Here is a 16,298-nt window from a genome sequence, read left to right as displayed (position 1 = left end):
CTCCCCCGGCGGGCCTGGCCGCAGGTCGGGCGGCCCGAACAGCCCCCCCTGCCAAACACAGAAGGTCGCCGAGAGCGAACCTCGGCTATTCGATGACGACCGGACGCGAGTTGCTGGCCGCACGCGCCGTCGAGTTCGATTCCGAGTCGATCGCGATCGATGATAGCGACGTCCTCGATCGGTTCCAGTCACCACTGCGCGAGTGGTGGGTCGATCAGTTCGGCGCGTTCGTCCCCCAGAACGGCGGGTTTTTCACGCCCCCGCAGAAGGAAGCCATCCCGCTGATCGACGACGGGACGAACGCCCTCATCTGTGCGCCGACCGGGAGCGGGAAGACCCAGGCCGCGTTCGCGGCGATCCTCGACGACCTCTTCGAGCGCGCTCGGGCCGAGGAGCTCTCGAACAGCGTCCACGCACTCTACGTCTCGCCGCTGAAAGCGCTCGCCAACGACGTCCACCGGAATCTCGCGACGCCGCTGGAGGGCGTGACCGATCGGCTGGCCGACGCCGGGGAGGACGTCACCGTCCGGCACGCGATCCGCCACGGCGACACGCCCGACCACGAGCGCCAGCAGATGCTCGAAGAGACCCCCCACATCCTGAATACGACGCCCGAGACGCTCGCGATCTTGCTCAACTCCCCGAAGTTCCGCGAGAAGCTTCGCACCGTCGAGTACGTCGTCGTCGACGAGATTCACAGCCTCGCGGACAACAAACGCGGCACGCATCTCGCGGTCTCACTCGAACGCCTCGAAGCGCTCGCCGACGAGTCGCCCACCCGGATCGGCTGTTCGGCGACGGTCGAACCGCTGGATCGGATGGCCGAGTTCCTGGTCGGGCGGGAGCGCCCGGGCGGGCCCGCCCGCGAGTACGACATCGTCGACGCCCGCTTCGCGCGCGATCTGGACCTCGAACTCGACGTGCCCGTCGACGATCTGATCGGAACCGGACCCGGGGCGGTCACCGACGCGCTGTACGAGGACCTCCACGCGATGATTCAGGCCCACGAGAACACCATCGTCTTCACGAACACCCGTTCGGGAGCCGAACGCGTCCTCCACCGCCTTCGCCAGCGCTACGACGCCTACGACGAGGAGACGAGTGGCTGTCACCACGGCAGTCTGGATCGCGAGCGCCGCGAACGCATCGAGTCGAAACTCAAGGCGGGCGATATTAGCGTGGTGACGACTTCCACCAGCCTCGAGTTGGGCATCGACATGCCCCACGTCGATCTGGTCGTCCAGTTGGGCTCACCGAAGCGGGTCGCCGCCTTGCTCCAGCGGGTCGGGCGTGCGGGCCACCAACTCGGCGAGACCGTCACCGGGCGCGCGATCGCACTCGATCGCGACGATCTGGTCGAACTCGCGGTCATGGTCGAGCGCGCGAGCGAGGGGTTCGTCGATCGCGTGTTCGTCCCCGAGAACGCCCACGACGTCGCCGCCCAGCACGTCTACGGCATGGCGATCAACGGGCCCCGGCCCGAGAGCGAGGTCCGCGCGATCCTCACCAAAGCCGACCCCTATCGGGGGTACGGAGACGACGACTACGAGTCGCTGATGGCCTATCTCACCGCCGACTACGAGGGCCTCGAAGACCGGGACGTCTACCCGAAAGTCTGGCGGGACACGAACGACGCCCCCGATGGGCAACACCACTACGAGGAGTACCCGGTGGGCGAACCGCTGATCGGGAAGCGCGGGCGGATGGCGCGGGTCATCTACATGACCAACGTCGGGACCATCCCCGACAGTTTCTCGTGTACGGTCGTCCTCCGCGGGTCGGACACCTGGGTGGGCCACCTCGACGAGGCGTATCTCGACACGCTCGATCCGGGCGACGTGTTCGTCCTCGGTGGTGATCGCTACGAGTACAGCTATCGCCGGGGGACGAAGGTGTACGTCGATCGATCGAGTGCGCGCCCGACGGTGCCGTCGTGGTACTCCGAGCGTCTGCCCCTGTCCCGGGACCTCGGACGGGAGATCCTCGCGATCCAACGCGAAATCATCGATCATCACGACCGCGCTGGAATGCCCGCGCTGCGACAGTGGCTCCGCGAGTTTCCCATGACGGAAAATGCGGTCCGCGCACTCACCCAACTGTTCGATCAGCAACTTCGCTTCGCGGGCCCCGAGAGTCTCGCGACGCCCGACCGGATCGTCATCGAACACGAGCAAGACCGCGAGGACTACGAACGGCGGTACTACGTCCACTCGATCTACGGCCGGCGGTTCAACGACGGCCTGTCGCGCTTGCTCGCGGATCGGATCGCCGACGCCGCCGACGCGAACGTCCAGGTCGCGGTCGCCGACAACGGGTTCGTGCTCTCGATGCCGCTGAATCGCAAGGTCGACCCCGTGAACCTCCTCGAGGGCCTCGATCCCGAGACCGTCCGCGAAGATCTCCGCGATGCCCTCGACGGCACGGATCTGCTCCAGCGGTATTTCCGGATCAACGCGACGCGCGCGCTGATGATCCTCCGGAACTACAAGGGCCACTCCAAGTCCGCGAGCCAACAGCAGGTCGACGCCGAGATGCTGATCGACTTCGCCCAGGAGTTGCCGAACTTCGCCGTCATGGAGGAGACCTACCGGGAGATCGCAGAGGACAAACTCGACGTCGCGGGCATCGAAGGCGTGCTCGCAGCGATCGAGGCTGGCGACATCGAGGTGGTGAGCCACCGGGTGGACTCACCGACACCGCGAGCCTTTGGCCTGGCGACGCTCTCGGCCAGCGACGTGGTGCTCGCCGAAGACGAGTCCGCCGTGTTACAGGACTTTCACGAGCGCGTCATGGCGGAAATCGAGGGGGAAGCAGTGGAGTAATCTCGGTGTTCAGACCCGCAGATATCGCTCGCGCAACTGATCGAGAAACGCACCGTCCCACCCCTTCCGTTCTTCGTAGTATGTCAGGACGGCATCGACGTACTGGGAGTCGATCACGCCGTCGCGACCGAGCGTGCAGAGCACGTGCGGCGTCGTGAACAACGTGTTGCGATCGTCGAGTGCCAGGGCGACGAAGAGATAGTTCGAGCGCCCAAATTCGTCAGTGACGAACATCGCTGCATCCAGATCGTTGGCCAGCCAGATCGCGTACGATTCTCCAGTATCGAGGCCGTAATCGAGCGGTGCGCCGATACGCTCGTCGATGGCGTGGGTCGTGAGATGCTCGGACGCCCAGAGGACGGCAGTCGCGGCCGTCGAGAGGGGATCGGACCCCGTCGAGGCGTCAGTCACTTCCCCGAGAACCACGTCAGGAACGTGCACGTCGTATGCACTGAGGACTGTCTTCAACGGATCGTCGCCGGACGCAGCGCGGTCGCTGGCGTCGACCACCGGCGTCGCCAGGTTGAGCAGGACGTTCGTATCGACGACGATCGTCGGCTCGGTCAGCCCCGTCGCCGTCATCGTTCGTCGTCGGGAGCCCATTCTGGGACCGGTCCGTCGTAGAACTCCTCGTCGGTCGGAACCTCGTCCAGCCGCGGGACTGGGGGGTCTCGATCGAGCGACGCACGCAGGACCTGGAGTCCCATTGCCTCTTCGGTCCCGAGGATGTCCTCGACCGTGTCGTAGTCGACGCGGCCGTCGTAGTAGGCCTCGGCCAGGCGGTGGCGGAACTGTTCGTCTCCGGCGAGGTCAGCGAGACGGTCTTCCAGTGCCTCGACGAGCAGTTGCGTCCGGGAGACGTCGAGCAACTCCGCCGCGCCGTCGGCCCGATCGACGAGCGATGTCGGCGCGTTGAAGTCGACTCTCGTGCGGCCCTCGGTCATCGTAGATGTGTAGGATCTACACACGAATAAATGTGGTCGTCAATTTCCGCGAATGGCCGTCCAGACCACATTCAGTATGGTTCTGGAGCGTCGCCGTCCGTTACATCTATTGCGTATCGTAACGTAATGGATTGTAACGATGAAGACGGTCACCACGCGCATTCCAGAAGACGACGAGGAGGCACTCGCCGCACTCGAGGACGCACAGAGTGCCGACCGGTCGGAGGTGCTTCGCCGACTCATTCGACAGGGGCTCGACGACTGGCGCAGGGAGCGAGCGCTGGATCAACTCCGCGAGCATAGCGTCACACTCCGGACGGCCGCGGAGCGCGCGGACGTCTCGCTCGTCGAGATGCTGACGCTTGCCGCCGAGGAGGGGATCGACGTGGGGTACACGACCGACGACCTCGAGCGCGACCTCGACCGCATCTGATGGTCGTTCTCGACTCATCCGCGCTGATTCCGCTCGCGTGGGTCGGCCGACTCGACCTCGTCGTGACGACCTTCGAGGACTGTCGCACGACCGAGGACGTTCGAGACGAGGTCCTCACGGAGGGGAAACGGGGCACGGCGGCCCTGGAGGCGTTTCTGGCAGACGTGGCCGTCCACGACACACCGGCCGAGGCCGAGGAAATCGCATCGATGGAGGGCATCGCGGTTGCCGACGCGTCGGTCATCCTGCTGGCCGAGGACGAGGAGGTTCTCCTCGCCAACGACAAGGGATTGATCGCAGTCGCCCGGAGCCACGGCATCGACTGTTGGTGGGTGACGACGCTGTTACTCAGCGCGACCAAAGCGGGCGATCTGACGGCGACCGAGGCGACCGATCTCCTGTACGACCTCGTCAACGAGGGGATGAACCTCCACCCGACGGTCTACTCGCAGGTACAGAAGAAACTCCGCGAACTCGGGGACTGAGTTCACGCCGGGCGCTGGTGCTGGTGGTCGATCCGCTCGGCGACGACCTCTGGGACCGTCGTCTGACAGACCGCACAGGTTCAGCGCGCGCACTGTCCCGCTTTCTCTGTGAGGTCGTACTCGTTATCGAGGCACGCACCACAATCGTCGCAGGTGTCGGTCGTTCGACTCATGTCGACGCCGCAGGCCGCTGACTGTGGCCGCACGACACAATCGTTATGACGATCGCAGACGAACGCTGACAAACAGGGACATGCCGATCAGAATCGACGACGCTGCCGACGCGCCACCAGTCTCTCCCGATACCAATGCCGAGGCGCTGCTGGGGGTCCTACTCGATCATCCCGAGATGGGGTTCGCGCCGAAGGAACTCGCGGAGTTGACCGACGTGCCGCACGCGAGTGTCCACAAGACGCTCTCTCGACTGCGTGATCGGGGCCTCGTTCGGAAGGTCGATTCGTACTGGGCGGTCGCCGACGATGTCGGTGCGTCACGAATGGCGACAGTCGTCTCGCTGTCGACCGTCGCCGAGGAGTACGGTGACGACGCCTACGACGACGAGTGGGCCGTCGACGCGCCGGACCTCGGTGAAAATGCATAGATGGCGTACGCACAGGGCAGCGTCGTTATCGGCCCGGCCACGTTCAAATCGGGTCGCCGGCCGTATCTCGTCGTTTCGAACCGCGAGCGACCGTTCTACGGCAATCGCTACACCGTTGCCGTCGTCACCTCGACCGAACGCCCCGAGGCGGTTCCGATCGAGCGAGGGTCCATCTCCGACGGCGGACTGAAGACCTACCCGAGTTTCGTGAGACCCTGGTCACTGCATGTCTTGCCCCACCAGGAGATCACGAAACGCGTCGCCCAACTCGATACGACGACGATGCATCGGGTCGCCGATCGGATTCGAGCACTGACGCGAGTCCACTCGGACTGACGCGGGGACGTCACCGGGGCCCGCCCTGAGAATTACTCACGAACATACGACGCAGTGGTAAATATTAAAGCCCGGCATGGCCAAGCCGCAGTAATGACAGTATGCGAGGCGGCGACGCTCGGACTGTATCCCCTGCCCGACTGGGCGAAAGACGACCTCTCGGAGCTGAAAGGCCACCAGAAGGCGGATCTGATCGACGGCACCGAGAGCGACGCGATCGTCGACGTCTACGACGAGGTGCGCGCGGCGGTCGTCGAGCGCCAGGAATCGGCGGGCCTCGATCGGATCGTCGAGGGCCAGGCGCGGTGGGACGACATGCTCGCCCACCCGCTGACCCAGGCCGCGGGTGTCGAAACCCGCGGGATCGTGCGGTACTACGACAACAACAACTTCTATCGCGACCCGGTCGTGGTCGAGGACCTCCAGGCGAGCGGGGACGTCGCGGCCGAACTCGACGCAGCCGCTGCGGCCGTGGACGCCGATGGATCGCTCCAGGCGGTCCTGCCCGGCCCGTACTCGCTGGCCGACCTGGGGACCGACGAGTACTATGGCGACGCGGGCGAGTACCTCGCGGCGATCGCCGACCTGCTCGTCGCCGAGATCGAGCAGTTCCCGGCGATCGACTCGCTCGTGCTCGCGGAACCCTCGCTCGCCGTCGATCCGCCCGACGCGATCGACCGCACGCTCGACGCGATCGAACAGGTCGCCGGCGCAGCCGAGGAAACGATCGTCCAGTCCTATTGGGGCGTCCCCGACGCCGACACCTACCCCGGTCTCACCGAGGTCGCCGACGGCGTCGGCCTGGATTTCGTCACCTCGGCTGACGCCGCACTCGACCGTCTCGCCCAATTCGGCGCGCCCGACACCCTCGCCGTCGGCGCGGTCGACGGGCAGAACACCCTCGTCGAGTCGCCTGCAGGGATCGCGACGACCGTCGAAGACGCGCTAAGCGCCGCGAGCCCCGAGACGGTGATCGCGACGGCGAACACCGAGCTGTTCTATCTACCGGACAATAAGTTCGAAGCGAAACTGGATGCACTCGCCGCGGCCCCAGCGGAGGTCGAGCAATGACTGACACACGCGCACAGTTCCGACCCGACGATCACCCGAACGAGCATTTCCTGCTGACGACCATCGTGGGCTCCCATCCCAAACCGACCTGGCACGACCGCGCCCGCGAGCTGTACGAAGACCCCGAGGCGGACTTCGACGAGTCGGACTGGCAGGAATCACTCGACGACGCCGCGCGCCTGATCACCCAGGAACACGACCGCGCGGGACTGGACGTCGTCAGCGACGGCGAGATGCGCCGCAACGAGATGGTCGAATTCTTCGCCGAGCGAATCGAGGGCTACGAGTTCAACGGCCGCGTCAAGGTCTGGGGGCACAACTACTTCGACAAGCCCTCCGTCGTGGACCGGGTCGCCTACGACGAGCCCTGGCTCCGCGAGGAGTACGAGTTCACGGCGTCGGTCACCGACTCACCGGTGAAGGTCCCGATCACGGGCCCGTACACGCTCGCCTCCTGGAGTTTCGACGAACACTACGGCTCTGAGGAGGAACTGACCTACGCGCTCGCGGACCTCGTCAACGAGGAGATCCTCGATCTGGTCGACGCCGGCGCGCGCTACATCCAGATCGACGAACCCGCGCTCGCGACGACGCCCGACGACCACGCCATCGTCGGCGAAGCCCTCGACCACGTGGTCGCAGACGTGCCCGAGGACGTCCGCCTGGGTCTGCACGTCTGTTATGGCGATTACTCGCGGATCTACCCCGAGATTCTCGATTATCCGGTCGAGGAGTTCGACCTCGAACTCGCGAACGGCGACTTCGAGCAGATCGACGTGTTCAAAGAGCCCACTTTCGAGAAAGACCTCGCGCTGGGCGTCCTCGACGTTCACGACGCGACGGTCGAATCGGTCGATCAGATCGAGGCCAACATCCGCAAAGGCCTCGAGGTCGTCCCGCCCGAGCGCCTGACGGTCTCACCCGACTGTGGCCTGAAACTGCTCGATCGCGACGTCGCCTACCAGAAGATGGCGAACATGGTCGAAGCGGCCCGATCGGTCGAGGCGGATCTGGACGCGGGTCGGATCGACACCGTTCAGCACTGAGTCGCCGGCTTACCCGGTCGCTCGGCCGGTGGGCCAGATCCCACTCTAGAACCGGATGGGTCACAGCCCGAGCATGCCACGCGCCATCGTCACGCCCGTTTTGTAGTACGACGGGCGCGTGATGCGGTCGTGTTCGGCCTGTGAGAGGCGGAAATCGAAGATATCGAGGTTCTCCGCGAGGTGGTTCCGACTCGTCGACATCGGGATCGTGACGACGTTTTCGTGCTGGGTGACCCACCGGAGTGCGGTCTGGACGGCCGTTTTCTCGTGGCGCTTGCCGACCGCCGCGAGCACCCTATCGTCGATCGCACCGCCGTTCGCGAGTGGGCTGTAGGCGGTCAGGATGACGTCCTCGTCCTGACAGTAGGAGAGCAACTCCCGCTGGGGCCACCACGGGTGAAAGAGGACCTGGTCGGTCAGAATCTCGCCGTCGGCCAGCCGTCGGGCGCGAGCGAGGCGATCGCGCCCGAAGTTCGAGACGCCGATCGACCGCGTCCAGCCTCGTTCGCGGGCCTCCTCCAGAGCGGCGATCACGGTCTCCAGGTCGGCCAGCGGGTTCGGCCAGTGAATGAGGAGGAGATCGACCTGTTCGACGCCGAGGCGGTCGAGACTGTCACGCGCTGAGGCGACGATCGAATCGAACGACCGGCGCATCCCGTGGACTTTCGTCGTGAGAAAGACCTCCTCGCGATCGACGGGCGACTCGCGCAGTGCGGCCCCGACGGCGGCCTCATTGCCGTAGGCCTGGGCGGTATCGACGTGACGATAGCCCAGATCGAGGGCGGTCTGGACCGTCTCGCGTGCGACCGCGGGATCCATCTGCCAGGTGCCGAGCCCGAGTTTCGGGACCTCGTGCCCGGCGGCGGTTTCGAACTCCATGCTCATGGATAGGACCGCCCACGGCATATAGCTCCGCCCGAACGGACAGTTTCAAACGCCCGCTGCCCGAATCCGGCGTATGTACGACCGCATCAAGGGCTTTCGTGACTTCTACCCGCCCGAGATGGCCGCCCGCCGCGAGGTCATCGACACCGTCGAGGACGCCGCGCAGCGCTATGGCTTCCGCGAGATCGGCACGCCCGCACTCGAAGACGCCGCGATGTACGCCGACAAGTCCGGCGAGGAGATCTTAGAGGAACTGTACAGCTTCGAGGACAAGGGCGGCCGTGACGTGGCGCTCACGCCCGAACTCACCCCGACGGTCGCGCGCATGGTCGTCGCGCGCCAGCAGGCCCTGTCGAAGCCGATCAAGTGGGTGTCGACGCGGCCGTTCTGGCGGTACGAACAGGTCCAGCAGGGCCGCTTTCGGGAGTTCTACCAGACGAATATCGACGTCTTCGGGTCGCGCGAACCGATCGCTGACGCCGAGGTGCTCGCGGTCGCCGCCGACGCGCTCGACGCGCTCGGGCTGACGGGCGAGGACTTCGAGTTTCGGGTCTCCCATCGGGACGTGCTGGGCGCGCTGCTCGACACCTTCGAGGCCGACGTCGACCGTCGCGCGGCGATCCGGGCGGTCGACAAGCGCGCGAAAGTCGAGGAGGCAGCCTACATCGATATGCTGGTCGACGCGGGCCTCGGTATCGACCAGGCCCGGCAGTTCGACGAGGTGCTCGTCGCCGGCACCGACGACCTCGGCGCAGTCCGGGAGTTCGCCACCAGCGAGACGCTCGACGCGGCGCTCGACAATCTGGAGGCCGTCCTCGATGCTGCGGCGGATCTCGGCGTCTCCGAACAGTGTAACCTCTCGCTGACGACTGCCCGCGGCCTGGATTACTACACGGGTGTCGTCTTCGAGTGTTTCGACTCGACGGGCGAGGTCTCCCGGGCGGTGTTCGGCGGCGGCCGCTACGACGACCTGATCGAATCGTTCGGCGGCCCACCCACCCCGGCGGTCGGCGTCGCGCCCGGCCACGCCACGCTCGGCCTGCTCTGTCAGCGCGCGGGCGTCTGGCCCGAGGAATCGATCGCGACCGACTATTATGTCCTCCAGGTCGGCGACACCCGTCCGGTCGCGGCCCGGATCGCCCGCGATCTGCGCGAGCGGGGCCACGTCGTCGAGACCGACCTCTCGGATCGCGGCTTTGGGGGGCAACTCGACTACGCCGACTCGATCAACAGCGAGACGGTCGTCATCGTCGGCGAGCAGGACCTCGCGAACGACGAGGTGACGATCAAGGACATGGCTTCGGGCGATCAGACCCAGGTGCCCGTCGAGGCGTTCCCTGGCGCGCACGACCGGCCGACGTTCGACGATTTCGCCTGAGCGGTCGCTTTCAGTTTACGGCTCACTCGGGTCGATACTCTCGAAGATCACGCCGCGGAATCAGGCCGTCGTAGCTGTCGTCACTGGAGACGATCCGATCACCGTCGGCCATCACCAGGTGGATCGCATCGAACGGTGTCAGTCCGTACTCCTTGACGTGTGTTGCCGCCGCGACGATCGCCGTTTCGTCGCCGCGAACGGTGACCAGCGAGGTGGCGTTCGTGACGACGCGTTCGACATCCCGATCCTCCCGATAGGCAACCATCAACAGTTCGGCGAGCGTGAACTGTGAGGTCCACAGGTCGTCGGCGTGGGCCTCGTAGACTGCCTCGGCGGCGTCGCCCAGCCAGTCGTCGTCTTTGATCAGGGCGAGAAGGAAGTCGGTCTCTGCGTACATCTATTCGCCAGCCTCGTCGAGCATCGCGGTCCGGGCCCCGTCTCGAAGCTCGTCGGCACTCTTGTCGACGTCAGCGAACTCGTCGCGGAGCGCCGCCAGCGGATCCTCCGCGACGGGGACGAGCTTGACGCCGTCATCGATGTCGATGGCGTAGTATCGATCGCCATACCGCTCGCGGAGTTCCTTCGGGAGCGTCAAGCGCCCCCGGTCGTCGAGGCTGGTCGAACCCATACGTCAGCTAATCCGGGGAGACTCAAATATATTCCCACTATCGATGAGTGTCTGGAGACGATTTTTTGTCATCGATCTACTCGGCGTTCACTCGCATGGATCTGTTTCTCACCAGATCGGCCGACCACATTTCAAATTACGAATGCAATTGTTTGCTATGAGCCTGACTGTTCAACACGGTGAGGACACGTATGCCGCGCTCACCGGGCTGAAAGCCGACGACGAAACCATCGACGACTGCGTCGATCGGCTCCTCGATCACCGCCGCGAGGCCATCGACTCCGGGGCCGGACTGTGGGCCGATTCCGAGGTGCCCGAGCACGCCCGCGCGGCCCGCGAGTCGATTCGATCGGAACTCGACAGGCCTTCTCAGTAGTCGCTCTCCAGTTCGATCGTCGCCGACTCCTCGCCCACGATGACCTCGAATGCGCCGGGTTCGATCCGTCGCTCGCGCCCGTCCTGGACCGATAGCTCGGACGCCGCGAACTCCACCGTCGCGGTCTCGGTCTCGCCGGGATCGACCGCGACGCGATCGAAGCCGACGTGTTCGTGGCGTGGTGTGACGACCGAACTCACCCGATCGCGGACGAACACGTCGACGACGCGCTCGCCCGCGCGATCCCCGACGTTTTCGACCGGCACCTCGACAGTCACCCGCTCGCCGGGCCGGACCGTCGCGGGGGCCTCGGGCGCGCCGACCTCGAAGTCGGTGTAGCTCTCGCCGTGGCCGAAGGGATACAGGGGATCGTAGCTGTCGAGGTGGTGCTCGCTCCCGATCGGCGTCGGGTGCGGGCGATCCTCGATGCGCTCGGGCACGCGACTCGCCGACCGGGGGACCGACACCGGGAGCGCGCCGCCGGGGTTCACGTCGCCCAGTAGCGTCTCGGCGACCGCCGTCCCACCCGTCGATCCGGGATAGTACGCCATCAGGACCGCGTCGGCGCGCTCGGCGGCCTCGGTGACCGCGAGCGGGCGTCCGGAGACGAGCACGACTGCCGTCGGAGTCGGTGTCTCGAACAGCGTGTCGAGCAGGCGGCGCTGGGCCGGTGGGAGCGAGAGGTCGTCCCGTCGGGGCCAGGCCTCGGCGTCGCCAGAGCCGTCGCCGCCGAACTCGTGGATGTACCAGCCCTCGCCGACGACCGCGACCGCGGCGTCGGCGTCGCGGGCCGCTGTTTCGACCGCCTCCAGGTCGCGCTCGGCGGTGTAGTCCGCACCGGGCTCGTACACCAGATCGCCGTCGAGGGCATCGTCGAGGCCCTCACGGACGGTCGTGCCCGCGAGGCCGTCCTCGTCGGGCCAGGTCCACCCGCCACACTGCCCGACCAGCGAGTCGGCGTTCGGGCCGGTCACGAGGACGTCGTCACTCGCATCGAGTGGGAGCACCCCGTCGTTGTCCAGCAGCGTCATCGAATCGCGGGCCGCCTCCAGCGCAGTCGCGCGGTGCTCGTCGGTGAACAACTGATCGCGCACCCGGTCGGCCTCGACGTAGGGGTCCTCGAACAGTCCGAGCTCGAATTTCAGTGCGAGGATGCGCTCGACCTGTCGATCGAGGCGCTGTTCGGACAGTTCGCCCGCCTCCAGGAGGTCGAGCAGCGACTCGGCGTGGGTCGGCCCGTCGACCGAGGCGCTGTCCACGCCCGCCTGCCGCGCGAGATACGTCGCCTCGCGGTGATCGCGAGCGACGTGGTGGTCCTCGTCGAGCATCCGGATCGCGCCCCAGTCCGAGAACACCGCGCCGTCGAAGCCCAACTCGCCACGCAAGAGGTCCTCGAGCATCCATGTGGAGGAATGCGCTGGCTCGACCCCGACGGCGTTGTAACACGGCATCATCACGGCGGGGGCGGCCGCCATGACGTCCTCGAACGGTGGGAGGAACCGCTCGCGCAGGGTCGTCTCGCTGACGTCGACCGGGGCGGCGTCCTCGCCGCCGACGGGCTGGCCGTACGCGGGGAAGTGCTTCACGCAGGCGGCGACACCCTTGGTGAGGCCCTCTTGGTGGCTATCGTCCTCGTCGACCCTCCCGCCTTGCAGCCCTTCGACTTTCGCGCGGGCGAACGCCCCCGCGAGCGTGGCCGTCTCGCCGAACGTCTCGAATGCGCGCCCCCAGCGCTGGTCCGCGGCGATGTCGGCGGTCGGGCTGTAGGCGACCGATGCACCGGTCGCGCGACACTCGCTGGCGGTCACGCTCGCGCCCGCTCGCGCCAACGCGGGCCGGCGAGTCGCGCCCATGCCGAGGCCGTGGGGCAGGACGGTCGATTCGAGGACGTATGCGTGGCCGTGGGTGGCGTCGACGGGGATCACGAGGGGGATTCCGAGGCGCGTCTCCTCGATCGCGACCTCCTGAAGCTCGTTCGCGAGTTCGGCGGCCGCGAGTGGATCGGCCGTGTCGGCGGCCGACACGCCGAACGGGACGGCGGAGCCGACGCCGTACTCCCGGATTTCGTCGGCCACGTCGTCGGGGCCCTTGTGGGTCCACATCGTGCCGACGTACGTGCCGACGAGCTGGCCGACCTTCTCGCGCGTGGTCATTCGGTCGCGGAGGTCGGCGACGCGATCGTCGATCGGTCGGGACGACTCTCGGTAGGGTGGAAGATCGTTCATATGATATCACAACGCTATTCGGACTAAAGAGTCCTTCCGTGTCGTCGGGGACCTGCCCGTCACTCCGTGTGGTGTCGGCTCGGACACGACACTCAGGCCGATTCGACGTCGTTCGCGAGCGTCCCGATACCTTCGACGGTAATCTCGACGCGATCGCCGTCTTCGAGCGGGCCGACGCCCGCGGGCGTCCCGGTCGAGATCACGTCGCCCGGTTCGAGGGTCATGTACGCGGTGATCTCTTCGATAAGTTCGGGAATCGAGAAGATGAACTCCTCTCGGGAGGACTGCTGGCGGAGTTCGCCGTTGACACGACACTCGACGGTCGCGTCCCGTGGCACGTGATCGGGCGTGGCGATCAGCGGGCCGAGCGGGGCGGCGCCGTCGAACGCCTTCGCGCGCACCCAGTTTTGCTCGCGCTGCTGGTCGTCGCGATTCGAGAGGTCGTTCATGCAGGTGAACCCCGCGATCACGTCCTCGGCGTTCTCGCGGTCGACGTTCCGGCAGCGCTGTCCGATGACGACTGCGAGCTCGGCCTCGTGGTCGACACGAGATTTCCCTTTCGGGAGTGTCACCGTCGCGCCGTGGCCACGGATGGTGTTCGGCGTCTTCAAAAACAGCATGGGCCGGTCGGGCACCGATTTCCCCTGTTCGGCGGCGTGATCCCGGTAGTTCAGGCCGACGCAGACGATCTTCGTCGGGTGGGAGGGCGGGAGCACTTCGACTTCGTCGAGTCGATAGGTGTCGTCGTCGAAACTCCCGTCTCCGACGGGGTCGGCGGCGCTCGTCACGGCGGGGTCGCCGTCGATCGTCGTCCATCGTCCACCCCGGACGTTCCCCGCGTCGTCCCGGAACCGGACCCGCTTCATGCCCCTTCATCCCGTCCGTTCGGGCATAAACATTGTTGAACCGTGCCGCGGGGCGGGCTCGACGACCGCACGTATTTGTCGCCGGCACTCTCAGGCCCGACATGGACTGTCCGTACTGTGGGGCCACGCTCGACGCCGCGGCCGGCTTCTGCACCCGGTGTGGGGAGCCCGATCGCACCGCCGACGAGCACGACCGTGGCTGGCTCCACCCGGTCAGCCGGCAGTACTGTACCGGGATCGCTCACGGCGCGCGCAGTGTCGATCCCGACGACGCGCCGACCGACCAGTTTCAGGGCGATCTCCGCGCTGCGCTCGCCGACCTGGCCGCGCTCGACGGGCTTGGCGATCAGCGCGACCGCCTCGCACCGATCGATCCCGCGGGCGCGCTGGCCGCCGCGCGCGATGCCGATCGGGCCGACGATCTCGATCCCGAGATTCGGGGGCTGCTCGTCGCGCTCGACTGGCTCTCCGAGATCGACGGGCCGACCGCCGACGACCTCCTGGCTCAGTCCCGCCGACTCTCGGAGTGAACCGAGCGGCGCTCGCCGGCCTTCGCGCTCGCCTGGATCGCGTCGAGGACGCGCTGGACGGCCCGCCCGGTGGCGAAATCGGGCGTGTAGCCCTCGCGCTCGCTGACCGCGTCGAGAAAGGCGGCGTTCTCGGCGACGAACGTGTGGTCCCAGCCCAGGACGTGCCCCGGCGGCCACCATCGCTCGCCGCCCGGTGTGTCGGGGCCGGTGACGTCGACACGGCGTACGCCCGACTCGTCGGCGTCGACGAGTTCGAGTTCGTTCAGCCGCGGGAGCGAGAACCGGATCGAGCCCTCGGAGCCGACGATTTCGACCGTCAGATCGTTCGCCCGGCCCGGTTCGACCCGTGAGCACTCGATCTGGCCGGTCGCGCCGTCCTCGAAGGCCAACTCGGCGCTGACGTGATCGTCGACGGTCACCGGTCGCTGGTCGGTTCCGCCGGGGGCGGGCCGATGGTCGACGTGGGTGGTCGTCTCGCCGTCGACGACTGCGATCTCACCGACCAGCCAGCGCGCCAGATCGATCACGTGCGCGCCCAGATCGCCCAGCGCGCCGCTGCCCGCCCGGTCGGCCGAACACCGCCACGACCAGGGGGCGTCGGGATCGAGCAGCCAGTTCTGGAGGTAGCGGCCACGAAACCGTCGGACCGTCCCGATCTCGCCGGACCCGATCAGTTCTCGGGCATATCGGAGCGCGGGCACCCACCGGTAGTTGAACCCCGTTGCGGTGACGGCGTCGCTGTCCTCGGCCGCGGCGACCATCCGATCGGCTTCTGTGGCCGAGCGCGCGAGCGGTTTCTCACAGAGAACGTCACAGCCCGCGTCCAGCGCCGCGACCGACGCCTCGGCGTGGACGTCGTTCGGCCCGAGGACGTAGAACACGTCACACGCGGTGACCGCCTCCGCGCGGTCGGTCGTCGCGCGATCGAATCCGAGGTGCTCGGCGGCCGCGGCCGTCCGATCGGCGTCACGCCCGAGCAGTATCGCCCGCTCGACCCGTCGGTCGTCGGTCAGCGGCAGTCGTGTGAGGGCGTGGGTGTGGGCGCGGCCCATGAACCCGGCCCCGAGAAAGCCAACGGTGAGTGACACACCAGCAGGTCACGCGACGCCCCAATAGTCTTTCCGGGCCCGTTCAGAGGTCGACGTACTGGTCTTCCCACTCGCGGCGGGCCTCGATTTCGCGGGTGCCACGCCGGGTCAGACTGTAGTAGTTGGTTCGTCGGTCGCGCTGGCCTTTCTCGACCAGCCCTTTGTCCACGAGTGTGTCGAGGTTGGGATAGAGCCGTCCGTGGTGGATCTCCTTCTCGTAGTAGCCTTCGAGTTCGTCTTTGATCGCCAGTCCGTGCGGTTCGTCTTTGCCTGCGATCGTGTACAGCAGGTCGCGCTGAAATCCTGTCAGGTCGTACATCGGTTATGTCCATTCGACGTTTGTTCACCGGATAGTATAAATATGTCGAAGATTCGGTGTACTGCCGGTGACCACCGTCTTCGCGAGTGAATCGGTCGCTCAATTTGCGGTGGATAACGCGATTGATCTGACGCTCGGCCCGGGGTGTCGGGTGGCATGTCAGATCGATGGGCTCGGATTGCCGGATCGATGGGTCCGGATTGCCGGATCGATGGGTCCGATCGGTCAACCCTGGCCGTGGCTCCGGACCCCGTTCCGTCCAGCG

19 protein-coding genes are annotated in these 16,298 nt (G+C 66.5%); 10 read left to right on the top strand and 9 right to left on the bottom strand.

The features are described 5' to 3' along the window. The first annotated feature begins 92 nt into the window (after positions 1–92). Complete coding sequence (locus HARCEL1_RS09855) at positions 93–2,822, top strand: ATP-dependent helicase (RefSeq protein WP_108382986.1); 2,730 nt, start codon at positions 93–95, stop codon at positions 2,820–2,822. A 9-nt stretch (positions 2,823–2,831) separates the two neighbouring features. On the opposite strand, the gene HARCEL1_RS09850 is transcribed toward HARCEL1_RS09855, so the two are convergent. Next, positions 2,832–3,404, bottom strand: coding sequence for a hypothetical protein (locus HARCEL1_RS09850; RefSeq protein ID WP_108382983.1), 573 nt, complete (start codon positions 3,402–3,404; stop codon positions 2,832–2,834). Continuing rightward, positions 3,401–3,766 (bottom strand): hypothetical protein, encoded by a 366-nt coding sequence (locus HARCEL1_RS09845; RefSeq protein ID WP_108382981.1) that lies wholly within the window; start codon positions 3,764–3,766, stop codon positions 3,401–3,403. The genes HARCEL1_RS09850 and HARCEL1_RS09845 overlap by 4 nt, the downstream gene beginning before the upstream one ends. Positions 3,767–3,905: 139 nt before the next feature. On the opposite strand from HARCEL1_RS09845, the gene HARCEL1_RS09840 reads away from it, so the two are divergent. The 6 genes from HARCEL1_RS09840 to HARCEL1_RS09815 all read left to right on the top strand — a co-directional run bounded on the left by HARCEL1_RS09840 (position 3,906) and on the right by HARCEL1_RS09815 (position 7,738). Further along, the gene (locus HARCEL1_RS09840) at positions 3,906–4,199 is read left to right on the top strand and encodes a UPF0175 family protein (RefSeq protein ID WP_108382979.1); all 294 of its coding nucleotides are present in this window, start codon (positions 3,906–3,908) and stop codon (positions 4,197–4,199) included. Continuing rightward, positions 4,199–4,684, top strand: coding sequence for a hypothetical protein (locus HARCEL1_RS09835; protein WP_108382976.1), 486 nt, complete (start codon positions 4,199–4,201; stop codon positions 4,682–4,684). Before HARCEL1_RS09840 ends, HARCEL1_RS09835 begins: the two co-directional genes overlap by 1 nt. A gap of 253 nt (positions 4,685–4,937) precedes the next feature. Further along, positions 4,938–5,285 (top strand): MarR family transcriptional regulator, encoded by a 348-nt coding sequence (locus HARCEL1_RS09830; RefSeq protein ID WP_108382973.1) that lies wholly within the window; start codon positions 4,938–4,940, stop codon positions 5,283–5,285. Then, positions 5,286–5,621: a type II toxin-antitoxin system PemK/MazF family toxin gene (locus HARCEL1_RS09825; RefSeq protein ID WP_108382971.1), complete on the top strand. Its 336-nt coding sequence runs from the start codon at positions 5,286–5,288 to the stop codon at positions 5,619–5,621. Positions 5,622–5,714: 93 nt separating this feature from the next. Beyond that, entirely contained in the window at positions 5,715–6,692 is a 978-nt protein-coding gene (locus HARCEL1_RS09820) for a 5-methyltetrahydropteroyltriglutamate--homocysteine methyltransferase (protein WP_108382969.1), read from the top strand. Further along, the gene (locus HARCEL1_RS09815; RefSeq protein ID WP_108382967.1) at positions 6,689–7,738 is read left to right on the top strand and encodes a methionine synthase; all 1,050 of its coding nucleotides are present in this window, start codon (positions 6,689–6,691) and stop codon (positions 7,736–7,738) included. The genes HARCEL1_RS09820 and HARCEL1_RS09815 overlap by 4 nt, the downstream gene beginning before the upstream one ends. A 60-nt stretch (positions 7,739–7,798) precedes the next feature. Here HARCEL1_RS09815 and HARCEL1_RS09810 read toward each other — a convergent pair whose 3' ends face one another. Then, positions 7,799–8,617 carry an aldo/keto reductase gene (locus HARCEL1_RS09810; protein WP_108382964.1) on the bottom strand — a complete coding sequence of 273 codons (819 nt, stop codon included), beginning with the start codon at positions 8,615–8,617 and terminating at the stop codon, positions 7,799–7,801. A gap of 79 nt (positions 8,618–8,696) precedes the next feature. Between HARCEL1_RS09810 and hisS the strand changes: the two genes are divergently transcribed. Next, on the top strand, positions 8,697–10,001 hold the full coding sequence (gene hisS, locus HARCEL1_RS09805; protein ID WP_108382962.1) for a histidine--tRNA ligase: 1,305 nt from the start codon (positions 8,697–8,699) through the stop codon (positions 9,999–10,001). Between the two features lie 22 nt (positions 10,002–10,023). Here the strand turns inward: hisS and HARCEL1_RS09800 are convergent, their stop codons facing one another. Further along, positions 10,024–10,398 carry a type II toxin-antitoxin system VapC family toxin gene (locus HARCEL1_RS09800; protein ID WP_108382960.1) on the bottom strand — a complete coding sequence of 125 codons (375 nt, stop codon included), beginning with the start codon at positions 10,396–10,398 and terminating at the stop codon, positions 10,024–10,026. Next, positions 10,399–10,629, bottom strand: coding sequence for an AbrB/MazE/SpoVT family DNA-binding domain-containing protein (locus tag HARCEL1_RS09795; RefSeq protein WP_108382957.1), 231 nt, complete (start codon positions 10,627–10,629; stop codon positions 10,399–10,401). It lies immediately after the preceding gene. Between the two features lie 157 nt (positions 10,630–10,786). Here HARCEL1_RS09795 and HARCEL1_RS09790 point away from each other — a divergent pair, with 157 nt between their 5' ends. Beyond that, entirely contained in the window at positions 10,787–11,005 is a 219-nt protein-coding gene (locus HARCEL1_RS09790; RefSeq protein ID WP_108382955.1) for an antitoxin VapB family protein, read from the top strand. Here the strand turns inward: HARCEL1_RS09790 and HARCEL1_RS09785 are convergent. Both HARCEL1_RS09785 and HARCEL1_RS09780 read right to left on the bottom strand, forming a co-directional pair. After that, positions 10,999–13,230: a glycoside hydrolase family 3 N-terminal domain-containing protein gene (locus tag HARCEL1_RS09785; protein ID WP_233357325.1), complete on the bottom strand. Its 2,232-nt coding sequence runs from the start codon at positions 13,228–13,230 to the stop codon at positions 10,999–11,001. The two genes, HARCEL1_RS09790 and HARCEL1_RS09785, sit on opposite strands and share 7 nt — an antisense overlap. A gap of 92 nt (positions 13,231–13,322) precedes the next feature. After that, positions 13,323–14,096, bottom strand: coding sequence for a fumarylacetoacetate hydrolase family protein (locus tag HARCEL1_RS09780; protein ID WP_108382952.1), 774 nt, complete (start codon positions 14,094–14,096; stop codon positions 13,323–13,325). A 101-nt stretch (positions 14,097–14,197) separates the two neighbouring features. Between HARCEL1_RS09780 and HARCEL1_RS09775 the strand changes: the two genes are divergently transcribed. Further along, positions 14,198–14,626 (top strand): zinc ribbon domain-containing protein, encoded by a 429-nt coding sequence (locus HARCEL1_RS09775; RefSeq protein WP_108382949.1) that lies wholly within the window; start codon positions 14,198–14,200, stop codon positions 14,624–14,626. On the opposite strand, the gene HARCEL1_RS09770 is transcribed toward HARCEL1_RS09775, so the two are convergent. Further along, positions 14,602–15,714, bottom strand: coding sequence for a Gfo/Idh/MocA family protein (locus HARCEL1_RS09770; protein ID WP_108382947.1), 1,113 nt, complete (start codon positions 15,712–15,714; stop codon positions 14,602–14,604). The genes HARCEL1_RS09775 and HARCEL1_RS09770 overlap by 25 nt on opposite strands. Positions 15,715–15,757: 43 nt before the next feature. Beyond that, complete coding sequence (locus HARCEL1_RS09765) at positions 15,758–16,033, bottom strand: PadR family transcriptional regulator (protein ID WP_108382945.1); 276 nt, start codon at positions 16,031–16,033, stop codon at positions 15,758–15,760. Between the last annotated feature and the right edge of the window lie 265 nt (positions 16,034–16,298).

Source organism: Halococcoides cellulosivorans, from assembly GCF_003058365.1.
In the GTDB taxonomy this organism is placed as follows: Archaea; Halobacteriota; Halobacteria; order Halobacteriales; family Haloarculaceae; genus Halococcoides; species Halococcoides cellulosivorans.
Note: the sequence above shows the minus strand (reverse complement) of the source record. Positions and strands in the feature narration are given on the sequence as shown.

Excerpts from the sequence above, each read along its gene's own strand:
- HARCEL1_RS09815 (WP_108382967.1), top strand. The coding sequence starts at position 6,689 with ATGACTGACACACGCGCACAGTTCCGACCCGACGATCACCCGAACGAG.
- HARCEL1_RS09775 (WP_108382949.1), top strand. The coding sequence starts at position 14,198 with ATGGACTGTCCGTACTGTGGGGCCACGCTCGACGCCGCGGCCGGCTTC.
- HARCEL1_RS09785 (WP_233357325.1), bottom strand. The coding sequence starts at position 13,230 with ATGAACGATCTTCCACCCTACCGAGAGTCGTCCCGACCGATCGACGAT.
- HARCEL1_RS09850 (WP_108382983.1), bottom strand. The coding sequence starts at position 3,404 with ATGACGGCGACGGGGCTGACCGAGCCGACGATCGTCGTCGATACGAAC.
- HARCEL1_RS09765 (WP_108382945.1), bottom strand. The coding sequence starts at position 16,033 with ATGTACGACCTGACAGGATTTCAGCGCGACCTGCTGTACACGATCGCA.
- HARCEL1_RS09795 (WP_108382957.1), bottom strand. The coding sequence starts at position 10,629 with ATGGGTTCGACCAGCCTCGACGACCGGGGGCGCTTGACGCTCCCGAAG.
- HARCEL1_RS09830 (WP_108382973.1), top strand. The coding sequence starts at position 4,938 with ATGCCGATCAGAATCGACGACGCTGCCGACGCGCCACCAGTCTCTCCC.
- HARCEL1_RS09840 (WP_108382979.1), top strand. The coding sequence starts at position 3,906 with ATGAAGACGGTCACCACGCGCATTCCAGAAGACGACGAGGAGGCACTC.
- HARCEL1_RS09835 (WP_108382976.1), top strand. The coding sequence starts at position 4,199 with ATGGTCGTTCTCGACTCATCCGCGCTGATTCCGCTCGCGTGGGTCGGC.
- HARCEL1_RS09845 (WP_108382981.1), bottom strand. The coding sequence starts at position 3,766 with ATGACCGAGGGCCGCACGAGAGTCGACTTCAACGCGCCGACATCGCTC.
- HARCEL1_RS09825 (WP_108382971.1), top strand. The coding sequence starts at position 5,286 with ATGGCGTACGCACAGGGCAGCGTCGTTATCGGCCCGGCCACGTTCAAA.
- HARCEL1_RS09780 (WP_108382952.1), bottom strand. The coding sequence starts at position 14,096 with ATGAAGCGGGTCCGGTTCCGGGACGACGCGGGGAACGTCCGGGGTGGA.
- HARCEL1_RS09820 (WP_108382969.1), top strand. The coding sequence starts at position 5,715 with ATGACAGTATGCGAGGCGGCGACGCTCGGACTGTATCCCCTGCCCGAC.
- hisS (WP_108382962.1), top strand. The coding sequence starts at position 8,697 with ATGTACGACCGCATCAAGGGCTTTCGTGACTTCTACCCGCCCGAGATG.
- HARCEL1_RS09855 (WP_108382986.1), top strand. The coding sequence starts at position 93 with ATGACGACCGGACGCGAGTTGCTGGCCGCACGCGCCGTCGAGTTCGAT.
- HARCEL1_RS09790 (WP_108382955.1), top strand. The coding sequence starts at position 10,787 with ATGAGCCTGACTGTTCAACACGGTGAGGACACGTATGCCGCGCTCACC.
- HARCEL1_RS09800 (WP_108382960.1), bottom strand. The coding sequence starts at position 10,398 with ATGTACGCAGAGACCGACTTCCTTCTCGCCCTGATCAAAGACGACGAC.
- HARCEL1_RS09810 (WP_108382964.1), bottom strand. The coding sequence starts at position 8,617 with ATGGAGTTCGAAACCGCCGCCGGGCACGAGGTCCCGAAACTCGGGCTC.